Raw genomic sequence first — 10030 nt, 5'->3', positions numbered from 1 at the left:
GCGGGGGCCGATACCACGACGGGGCCCGGGCACCGGGTGCGTCCCCCGCCCCCACGTGCGTCCGGCCGGCCTCAGCTCACCACGCGCGTCCGGCCGGCCTCAGCTCACCACGCGCGTCCGGCCGGCCTCAGCTCACCACGCGCGGCGGGCGCAGGCTCAGCTCACCACGCGCGGCAGGCGCAGGCTCAGCGCGACCGTCAGGGCGACGGCCGCCAGCTGGACCAGGAGCGTCACCGTCAGCGCCGTGCCCATCGAGCCGGTCGCCGCGAGCGACAGGAAGAGCGAGCCGAGCGTGGCCACCCCCAGCGCGAGGGCCGACTGCTGGGTCGTGACCATCACCCCGCTGCCGACGCCCGCCCGGTCCGCCGGGACCTCGGAGAGGACCACCCGGAAGAGGACCGGCAGCTGGAGGCCCTGGCCGAGGCCCGCGACGGCCATACCCGGCAGCAGGCTCCAGGCGGAGAGGTCCGGCCAGGAACGCCAGGCCGCCAGGGCGAGCAGCGCGATGCCGAGCCCCTGCACGAGGCCGCCCGCCGTGACGACCCGCGTGCCCCAGCGCCGTACCAGCCGGGGGCCCGCCAGCGAGGCCCCGAAGAAGGCGACGGCCATCGGGACCAGGGCCAGGCCCGAGACCACCGCGCTCATCCGCAGCCCCTGCTGGAGCGCGACCGCGATCACGAACATGAAGCCGCCGAAGCCGATCGAGAACGGCACGACCAGCGCGAGACCGCGGCGCAGGGAGACCAGGGAGAGCAGGCTCGGCGGCACCAGCGGCGTACGGCCCCGGCGGTCGGCCCGCAGCTCCACCCACCAGAACGCGGCCGCGGAGAGCGGGAAGATCCCGAGGGCGATCCAGGTCCACAGCGGCCAGCCCGCCGCCCTCCCCTCTGTAAGAGGGGCGAGGAGCGTGAGCAGCGCGAGGCCCAGGAGCACGGTGCCCGCGACGTCGACCGGCGCCGGTCGCTCGGAGCGGGTCTCCGGCACGGTCCGTACCGCGAGCAGCAGGCCCGCCACCACCACGGGCACGTTCACCAGGAAGATCGCCCGCCAGCCGCTGCCCCAGAGGTCGGCGGCGACGAGCACCCCGCCCAGGATCTGGCCGGCGACCATCGCGAGCCCGGCGGTGGCTCCGTAGAGGCTCAGCGCCTTGGCGCGGCGCGCGCCCTCCGTCGAGGAGTGAATGGTGGCGAGGACCTGCGGGAGCATCAGCGCGGCCGCGGCACCCTGTGCCACCCGCGCCCCGACCAGCGTCCAGGCGTCCGGGGCCAGTCCGCAGGCGAGCGAGGTCGCGCCGAAGGCGGCCATGCCCACGAGGAAGAGCCGACGGCGGCCGAAGAGGTCCCCGAGCCGCCCGCCGAGGACGAGCAGCACGGCGTACGCGAGCCCGTACCCGGCGACGACCAGCTCCAGCATGGCCGGTCCCGCGGCCAGGTCGTGGTCGATGGTCGGCAGGGCGACATTGACGATGAAGAAGTCGATCAGCGGCAGCGCCGCGCCGAGGAGGACGGTGAAGAGGCCGAGGGGGCCCAGGGCGCCGGCGGGGGCCGGACGGCCGCCGCCGGCGCCCGCCCCGCCGGTGTGGGTGGCGGGGGAGGAGCTGGCGGAGGCGGAGGCGGAGGCGCTGGGGGAGGCGGTAGTACTCACGTCATCGAAGATCCGCCTTTGCTCAGCCTGGTACCAGAGTGTCTTTATCCTGGTACTAGAACTACCTGGCAACGGGCTGAGCACCCCGGCACCCTGGGAGCATGACGACGATGGCGGCCCCCCTCGAAACGCAGACCCTCGAAGCGCAGACCCTCGAAACCCGGGCGACGGCACCCGCCGACGTCCGGCGCCACGAGCTGGCCGCCTTCCTGCGCAGCCGCCGCGAGCGGATCACCCCCGAGCAGGTCGGCCTTCCCCGGGGCCGGCGCCGCCGCACGCCCGGCCTGCGCCGCGAGGAGGTCGCGCACCTCTCCGCCGTCGGCGTCACCTGGTACACCTGGCTGGAGCAGGCGCGCGACATCCACGTCTCCCCGCAGGTCCTCGACGCCCTCGCCCGTGCCCTGCTGCTGGACGCGACCGAGCGCACCCACCTCTTCGCCCTCGGCGGCGAGACCGACCCGCACCCCGAGTCGCCCTGCCCGACCGTCACGCCCGCCCTGCGCGCGATGCTCGACCAGTTGGAGCCGGTGCCCGCCTGCGTCCAGAACAGCCGCTACGACATCCTGGCCTACAACCGCACGTACGGCCGTCTGCTCTGCGACCTCGACGAGCTGCCCCGCGAGGACCGCAACTGCATCTGGCTGGCCTTCACCAACGACGACTGGCGCGCCGCCGTCGCCGACCTCCCGGACGTCACGCGCGCGATGGCGGGCAAGTTCCGGGCCTCGATGGCCGAGCACCTGGCCGAGCCCGCCTGGAAGGCGCTGCTGCAGCGCCTGGAGACGGCCTCCCCCGAGTTCCGGGAGATCTGGGCGCGGCACGAGGTGGTGGCCCAGGGCGGCCGTACGAAGTTCATCCGCAACGCACGTGTCGGCACCCTGCACCTGGAGCACACCAGCCTCTGGCTCGGACCGACCTCCGGGCCGCGCCTGGTGACGTACGTGCCGGTGGACGAGGAGTCCCGCCAGGGGCTCGAACGCCTGCGCGAGCTGTGTGGCCGAAACGACTGACGGAACACCGCGGCGGTGCGGGACAATGGCGTAATGACCGCGTTCTCCCCTCTCGCCATCGGGCCGCACGTCGTGCAGCCGCCGGTGGTGCTCGCGCCGATGGCCGGCATCACCAACGCCCCGTTCCGCACCCTCTGCCGCGAGTACAGCGGCGGCAAGGGGCTCTTCGTGAGCGAGATGATCACGACGAGGGCGCTGGTCGAGCGCAACGAGAAGACGATGCAGCTCATCCGCTTCGACGCGAGCGAGAAGCCGCGGTCGATCCAGCTCTACGGCGTCGACCCGGTGACCGTCGGCAAGGCCGTCCGGATGATCGCGGACGAGGACCTGGCCGACCACATCGACCTGAACTTCGGCTGCCCGGTCCCCAAGGTGACCCGCAAGGGCGGCGGCTCGGCCCTGCCGTACAAGCGGCCCCTGCTGCGCGCGATCCTCAACGAGGCCGTGTCGAACGCGGGCGCCCTGCCCGTGACGATGAAGATGCGCAAGGGCATCGACGACGACCACATCACCTACCTGGACGCGGGCCGGATCGCGGTCGAGGAGGGCATCACCGCGATCGCCCTGCACGGGCGCACGGCAGCGCAGCACTACGGCGGCACCGCCGACTGGGACGCCATCGCGCGGCTCAAGGAGCACGTCCCGGAGATCCCGGTGCTCGGCAACGGCGACATCTGGTCGGCCGACGACGCGCTGCGGATGATGCGCGAGACCGGTTGCGACGGCGTGGTCGTCGGGCGCGGCTGCCTGGGCCGGCCGTGGCTCTTCGGCGACCTGGTGGCGGGCTTCGAGGGCACGGGCGCGTACGCCCAGCCGGGCCTGCGGGAGGTCGCGGACGCGATGCTGCTCCACGCACGGCTGCTCGGCGAGTGGCTCGGCGACGAGTCGCGCGGTGTCATCGACTTCCGCAAGCACGTGGCCTGGTACCTGAAGGGCTTCTCGGTCGGTTCCGAGATGCGCAAGAAGCTGGCGATCACCTCCTCCCTGGACGAGCTGGGCGCTCAGCTGAGCGAGCTGGACCTGGACCAGCCCTGGCCCACCGGCGCGGACGGCCCCCGCGGCCGCACCTCGGGCAACAACCGCGTCGTCCTGCCGGACGGCTGGCTGAAGGACCCGTACGACTGCTCGGGCGTCAGCGAGGAGGCCGAGTCGGACACGTCCGGGGGCTGATCCCGGGCGTCCGGATCGTGGGAATCGAGCCGTTCGTTCGGCGTGATCCTCGCCACCCTTGATAAGGGGTGTGCTCAGATGAGCAGATTACGGGGTGTTGTACTTCTGGAGGGGTGGCACTGGGTGCCACCCCTCTTGCGTTCAAGAGTTGAACGCAAATGCTTTTGGAGGCGCTCATGTGAGCGGGTAATTCCAGGTTTGGGTCAAGGGGGCTTCGGAGCCTGAAAGCGGAAGCTACCCGTCGGTTACTTTCGATGTGCTGGCGGACGGGTGGTTAAGACCATGTGACCGGGAGGCATACCTCCACATGAGCCTTCGATCTGGGTATGTTCCTCGCCGTCAGGGCAGCCACCGAGTCCTCGAGGAGTCGAGACACGTGTCGGAAAACAAAGATCAGAAGTTCGTGTACGACTTCACCGAGGGCAACAGGGACCTGAAGGACCTGCTCGGTGGCAAGGGAGCGAACCTCGCCGAGATGACCAACCTCGGCCTCCCCGTTCCCCCCGGCTTCACGATCACCACCGAGGCGTGCAAGGTCTACCTCGACAGCGGCTCCGAGCCCGTCGAGCTGCGGGACGAGGTCAGCGCCCACCTGGACGCCCTCGAGCAGGCGATGGGCAAGAAGCTCGGCCAGGCCGACAACCCGCTGCTCGTCTCCGTCCGCTCCGGTGCCAAGTTCTCCATGCCCGGCATGATGGACACCGTCCTGAACATCGGCCTCTCCGACGTCTCCGTCGAGGGCCTCGCCGCCCAGGCCGGCAACGAGCGCTTCGCCTGGGACTCGTACCGCCGGCTCATCCAGATGTTCGGCAAGACCGTCCTCGGCGTCGACGGCGAGCTCTTCGAGGAGGCCCTCGACGAGGCCAAGGCCGCCAAGAAGGTCACCGTCGACACCGACCTCGACGCCGCCGACCTGAAGAAGCTGGTCAAGCACTTCAAGAAGATCGTCAAGGCCGAGGCCGGCCGCGACTTCCCGCAGGACCCGCGCGAGCAGATGGACCTCGCCATCGAGGCCGTCTTCAACTCCTGGAACACCGACCGCGCCAAGCTCTACCGTCGCCAGGAGCGCATCCCGCACGACCTCGGCACCGCGGTCAACGTCTGCTCCATGGTCTTCGGCAACCTCGGCCCGGACTCCGGCACCGGTGTCGCCTTCACCCGCGACCCCGCCTCAGGCCACCAGGGCGTCTACGGCGACTACCTGACGAACGCGCAGGGCGAGGACGTCGTCGCCGGTATCCGCAACACCGTGCCGCTGGCCGAGCTGGAGTCGATCGACAAGAAGTCGTACGACCAGCTGATGCAGATCATGGAGACCCTGGAGACCCACTACAAGGACCTCTGCGACATCGAGTTCACGATCGAGCGCGGTCAGCTGTGGATGCTGCAGACCCGCGTCGGCAAGCGCACCGCCGGTGCCGCCTTCCGGATCGCGACCCAGCTCGTCGACCAGGGCCTGATCGACGAGGCCGAGGCGCTCCAGCGCGTCAACGGCGCCCAGCTCGCGCAGCTGATGTTCCCCAAGTTCGACGAGAACGCCAAGGTCGAGCAGATCGGCCGCGGCATCGCCGCCTCCCCGGGCGCCGCGGTCGGCAAGGCCGTCTTCGACTCCTACACGGCCGTCAAGTGGTCCCGCTCCGGCGAGAAGGTCATCCTGATCCGCCGCGAGACCAACCCGGACGACCTGGACGGCATGATCGCCTCCGAGGGCATCCTGACCTCGCGCGGCGGCAAGACCTCGCACGCCGCCGTCGTCGCCCGCGGCATGGGCAAGACCTGTGTCTGCGGCGCCGAGGAGCTCGAGGTCGACACCAAGCGCCGCCGGATGACCACGTCCTCGGGCCAGGTCGTCGAGGAGGGCGACGTCGTCTCCATCGACGGCTCCACCGGCAAGGTGTACCTCGGTGAGGTACCCGTCGTACCGTCCCCGGTCGTCGAGTACTTCGAGGGCCGGATGCACGCCGGCGCCGACGACGCCGACGAGCTGGTCCAGGCCGTCCACCGGATCATGGCCTACGCCGACCGCGTCCGCCGGCTGCGTGTCCGCGCCAACGCCGACAACGCCGAGGACGCGCTGCGCGCCCGCCGCTTCGGCGCCCAGGGCATCGGCCTGTGCCGCACCGAGCACATGTTCCTCGGCGAGCGCCGCGAGATGGTCGAGAAGCTGATCCTCGCCGACACCGACGAGGAGCGGACCGAGGCGCTGGACGCCCTGCTCCCGCTGCAGAAGAAGGACTTCGTCGAGCTCTTCGAGGCCATGGACGGGCTGCCCGTCACGGTCCGGCTGCTCGACCCGCCGCTGCACGAGTTCCTGCCCGACATCACCGAGCTGTCGGTGCGCGTCGCCCTCGCCGAGGCCCGCAAGGAGCCGCACGAGAACGAGCTGCGCCTGCTCCAGGCCGTCCACCGGCTGCACGAGCAGAACCCGATGCTGGGTCTGCGCGGTGTCCGCCTCGGCCTGGTCATCCCCGGCCTGTTCACCATGCAGGTCCGGGCGATCGCCGAGGCCGCCGCCCAGCGCATCGACGCCAAGGGCGACCCGCGCGCCGAGATCATGATCCCGCTCGTCGGCACCGTCCAGGAGCTGGAGCTCGTCCGCGACGAGGCCGAGCAGGTCATCGCCGAGGTCCAGGCGCAGACCGGCGTGGAGCTGAAGCTCGCGCTCGGCACCATGATCGAGCTGCCGCGCGCCGCCGTGACCGCCGGTCAGATCGCCGAGGCCGCCGAGTTCTTCTCCTTCGGCACCAACGACCTCACCCAGACCGTGTGGGGCTTCTCCCGGGACGACGTGGAGGCCAGCTTCTTCACCGCGTACCTGGAGAAGGGCATCTTCGGTGTCTCGCCGTTCGAGACCATCGACAAGGACGGCGTCGGCGCGCTGGTCCGCAGCGCCGTCGAGGCCGGCCGGGCCACCCGCCCGGACATCAAGCTCGGCGTCTGCGGCGAGCACGGCGGCGACCCGGAGTCGGTGCACTTCTTCCACGAGGTCGGCCTCGACTACGTCTCCTGCTCGCCGTTCCGGATCCCGGTGGCGCGCCTGGAGGCCGGCCGGGCCGCGGCGGAGGCGAAGGGCTCCGACAGCCGCTGAGCCGACGGCGCACGTGCCGCCGGGCCTCCGGGTCCGGCACGGCGCACGCACCCGCCGGGCCCCGGGCCCGGCGTCTGCTGACGCTCGCTGACCGGGCGTTCAGTAGCAAAGATCACCGGAGTCGCCGCTCGTCCCCGACCCTCAACCGATGGGCGGCGACTCCGGGTCGCAAGAGAGACGGGGCGGACACCTTGTGCGGAGGTGTCCGCCCCCGTCGTATTTCGTCCACCCCGCGAGGACCCCGGAGCGGCCCCGGGATGTTCGCCGGATGTGAGTTTGTGTTCAATCGAGGCCGATTGAATTATTGGCCGTTGAACATTCCGTATTGAACTTTCCACGTGTCGTCCCGCAAACAACAGGGCGGGCGCGGCCCCCGGATCCCCACCCGGTGGCCGCGCCCATTACCCATGCCGGGCAGGTGAGCCGCAACCCTCGCCGACCGCCGCCGGACGCGTGAAGCCCCCCACGGTCTTCGCCACGCCACCTCGGTCCTGAAGGTTTCCTGCCCGACACGCACAGCTTTTCCGTTTGCCCCGGGTCCCCGCGATGCTTTTCAAGTGTGGCTGAAACACCCTGGTAACGTGCTGTGATGATGTGCATACTCATCGACGGGGGTGGTTGCGAGTGCACAGGTGGGGGTTCAATGCTGCGGATTCATTTCACCGAAAGCGACGTGGCGGGCGTACGGATGGCCGCCCGTCCCGACGTTCTGTGGGAAACGATTCTCAGCTTTCATCGGCTTAGGGACCGGCGCGGACCGGTCGTCTACGGAGAATGGCGTTCCCAGACCCGGCCCCGGCTCAACGGGGAGACCCGGCTGCTCGCCGCGCTTGTGCCGAGCCGTGGTTACTTCCCCGACTTCCTGACCCCTCCCGAGGGCCTGCAGGGCCTCGACGAGGGCCTCCAGGCGATCCGCGCGACCGCCGGGGACCGGCTCCACAGGGAGCTCGCCCTGCTGGGTGCCGACCGGGTCGGCGGGCGGACCGTGCCGCATTCGCTGCGCGCCCTCGCCGCGGGCGGTGCAGAACCGTTCGGCCGGCTCCTCGGGGCGCTGCGCAGCTACCACCGGGCGGCGATCGAGCCGCACTGGCCGCACATCCGCGCCCGGGTCGAGGCCGACCGGGCGGTGCGCGGCCGGGCCCTGCTGGACGGCGGCGCGGACGAGCTGCTCGCCTCGCTGCCGCCGATGTTCCGCTGGCGCGCCCCCGTCCTGGAGGCCGACTACCCGGTCGCCCGCGACCTGCACCTCGACGGCCGGGGCCTGCTGCTCCAGCCCTCGTACTTCTGCCGGGGCACGCCGGTCGTCCTGCGCGACCCCGCGCTGCCCCCGGTGCTCGTCTACCCGACGACGCACTGCGAGGCGCCGACCGTACACGCGCCGGGGCTCTCCTCGCTGGCCAAGCTGGTCGGCACCACCCGCTCCGCGGTCCTGCACGCGATCGGCGACGGCGGTACGACCAGCGAACTCGCCCGCAGGGCCGGGGTGTCGCTGGCCTCGGCCAGCCAGCACGCGGGCGTCCTGCGCGAGGCGGGGCTCGTCGCGACCCTGCGGCACGGCAACGCGGTCCTGCACACCCTCACGCCGCTGGGCGCCGCGCTGCTCGGTGGTGGCGGTGGCGGCGGCCGTGGCGGCGGCGCGGGGCGCAGGGGAGGGGTCGCGGGGACCGTCTCGGCGACGGCCCCCGCGGCGCGTCTCTACGCGCGGAACGGGCCGGTCACCTCGTAGGTGATGCCGCCCGAGGAGCTGCCGCTGGTGCCGCGCTGGCTGGAGAAGTACAGCCGCTTGCCGTCGGGGGAGAAGGCCGGTCCGGTGATCTCGGAACCGGACTGGCCGTTGATCCGCAGGAACGGGGCGACGACGTCGTCCGGCGTGATGATGCAGATCTCCATGTTGCCGCCGTCCTCGGCGATGAACAGGTCGCCGGAGGAGGAGCCGGTGACGTTGTCGACACCCGTCAGCGGGGCGCCGCCGCCGGACACCAGGGAGTCGTCGTAGGCGAGCTCGTAGGTGCTGTTGGCGAGGTTGAGCTTCCAGAGGCGGTTGTCGCCCTTGGTGGTGAACCAGACGGTGTCGTTGGCGTAGTGGCAGCCCTCGCCGCCGTTGAACTTCTTCGAGCCGGAGACCTGGCTGCGCGTCGCGGTCGGCGAGCCGTCCGGGTCCGGCACGTTCTGCCAGGTGAAGGAGCCGGAGGTGGCGGTGCCGGCCACGAGGACCTGGAGCGTGCCGGAGCTGAGGTCGCCCCAGGTGGTCGGGATGAACCGGTAGAAGCAGCCGCTGGACTCGTCCTCGGTCAGGTAGACGACCCTGCGGACCGGGTCGGCGGCGGCGGCCTCGTGCTTGAAGCGGCCCATGGCGGAGCGGCGGACGGCCGCGTTCACCCCGTACGGGTCGGTCTCGTAGACGTAGCCGAGGCTGACCTCCTCGCAGGAGAGCCAGGTGTTCCACGGGGTCTTGCCGCCCGCGCAGTTGGTGCGGGTGTTGGACAGGATGCGGTACGCGCCGGTCACGGCGCCGGTCGAGCTGAACTTGACCGCGCTCGCGCCGCCGCCCGGGTTGATCTCCGAGTTGGAGACATAGATCCAGCCGGATCCGTCGGCGAAGCAGGCGCCGCCGTCAGGGGCGTTGTGCCAGGTGTACGAGGTGCCGGGGACGGTCTGTCCCGACCGGGCGATGACCCGGCTGCTGAATCCGCTCGGCAGCAGGATGCCGTTGGCGTCGGCCGAGCCGAGGGCCCCGTAGGGGCCGGCGCCGGGCTGGGCGGGGGCGGCGTAGGCCGCCCCGCGCATCAGGGTGCCACCGAAGGCGGCCGCCGACGTGCCGATGACCGCTCCGCGCAGGAAACTGCGTCGCTCCACGTCTCACTCCAGAGAGGTGTGTGTGAACCCGCCGCACCGGTCGGCGGCGGGGTCGCGCGCTTTCGGAACCTAGGAGTACGGAGTTGGTACGGAGTTGACGGTGCAGCAACAAGCGATGAAGGGGAAGCGTCGGGCAGAAGGTCACCGCGGGAAGGGGTGCTTACGCCCCCGGGGCGGCCCCGGCGGGTACCGGCTCGGGCGGCCCCGGCGGGTACCGGCCCGGGCGGCCTCGGCCGGGTTCCGGCACGGGCGGCCCCGGTCG

At 71.5% G+C, this 10030-nt stretch carries 6 protein-coding genes; 4 read left to right on the top strand and 2 right to left on the bottom strand.

Annotated features, from left to right (window positions below):
• Nucleotides 1-156: 156 nt before the first annotated feature.
• The gene (locus tag AB0E14_RS38315; protein WP_362429732.1) at nucleotides 157-1530 is read right to left on the bottom strand and encodes an MFS transporter; all 1374 of its coding nucleotides are present in this window, start codon (nucleotides 1528-1530) and stop codon (nucleotides 157-159) included.
• A gap of 215 nt (nucleotides 1531-1745) precedes the next feature.
• Here AB0E14_RS38315 and AB0E14_RS38310 point away from each other — a divergent pair, with 215 nt between their 5' ends.
• The 4 genes from AB0E14_RS38310 (at nucleotide 1746) to AB0E14_RS38295 (ending at nucleotide 8638) form a co-directional block, all read left to right on the top strand.
• Nucleotides 1746-2654 carry a helix-turn-helix domain-containing protein gene (locus tag AB0E14_RS38310; RefSeq protein ID WP_362429729.1) on the top strand — a complete coding sequence of 303 codons (909 nt, stop codon included), beginning with the start codon at nucleotides 1746-1748 and terminating at the stop codon, nucleotides 2652-2654.
• Between the two features lie 33 nt (nucleotides 2655-2687).
• Nucleotides 2688-3824: a tRNA dihydrouridine synthase DusB gene (dusB, locus tag AB0E14_RS38305; RefSeq protein WP_362429726.1), complete on the top strand. Its 1137-nt coding sequence runs from the start codon at nucleotides 2688-2690 to the stop codon at nucleotides 3822-3824.
• 376 nt (nucleotides 3825-4200) lie between these two features.
• Entirely contained in the window at nucleotides 4201-6912 is a 2712-nt protein-coding gene (ppdK, locus tag AB0E14_RS38300; RefSeq protein WP_362429722.1) for a pyruvate, phosphate dikinase, read from the top strand.
• A gap of 643 nt (nucleotides 6913-7555) precedes the next feature.
• On the top strand, nucleotides 7556-8638 hold the full coding sequence (locus AB0E14_RS38295; RefSeq protein WP_362429719.1) for a winged helix-turn-helix domain-containing protein: 1083 nt from the start codon (nucleotides 7556-7558) through the stop codon (nucleotides 8636-8638).
• On the opposite strand, the gene AB0E14_RS38290 is transcribed toward AB0E14_RS38295, so the two are convergent.
• Nucleotides 8608-9768, bottom strand: coding sequence for an alkaline phosphatase PhoX (locus AB0E14_RS38290; protein WP_362429716.1), 1161 nt, complete (start codon nucleotides 9766-9768; stop codon nucleotides 8608-8610). The genes AB0E14_RS38295 and AB0E14_RS38290 overlap by 31 nt on opposite strands.
• Between the last annotated feature and the right edge of the window lie 262 nt (nucleotides 9769-10030).

It is taken from the genome of Streptomyces sp. NPDC047981, from assembly GCF_040653315.1.
Classification (GTDB): Bacteria; Actinomycetota; Actinomycetes; order Streptomycetales; family Streptomycetaceae; genus Streptomyces.
Note: the sequence above shows the minus strand (reverse complement) of the source record. Positions and strands in the feature narration are given on the sequence as shown.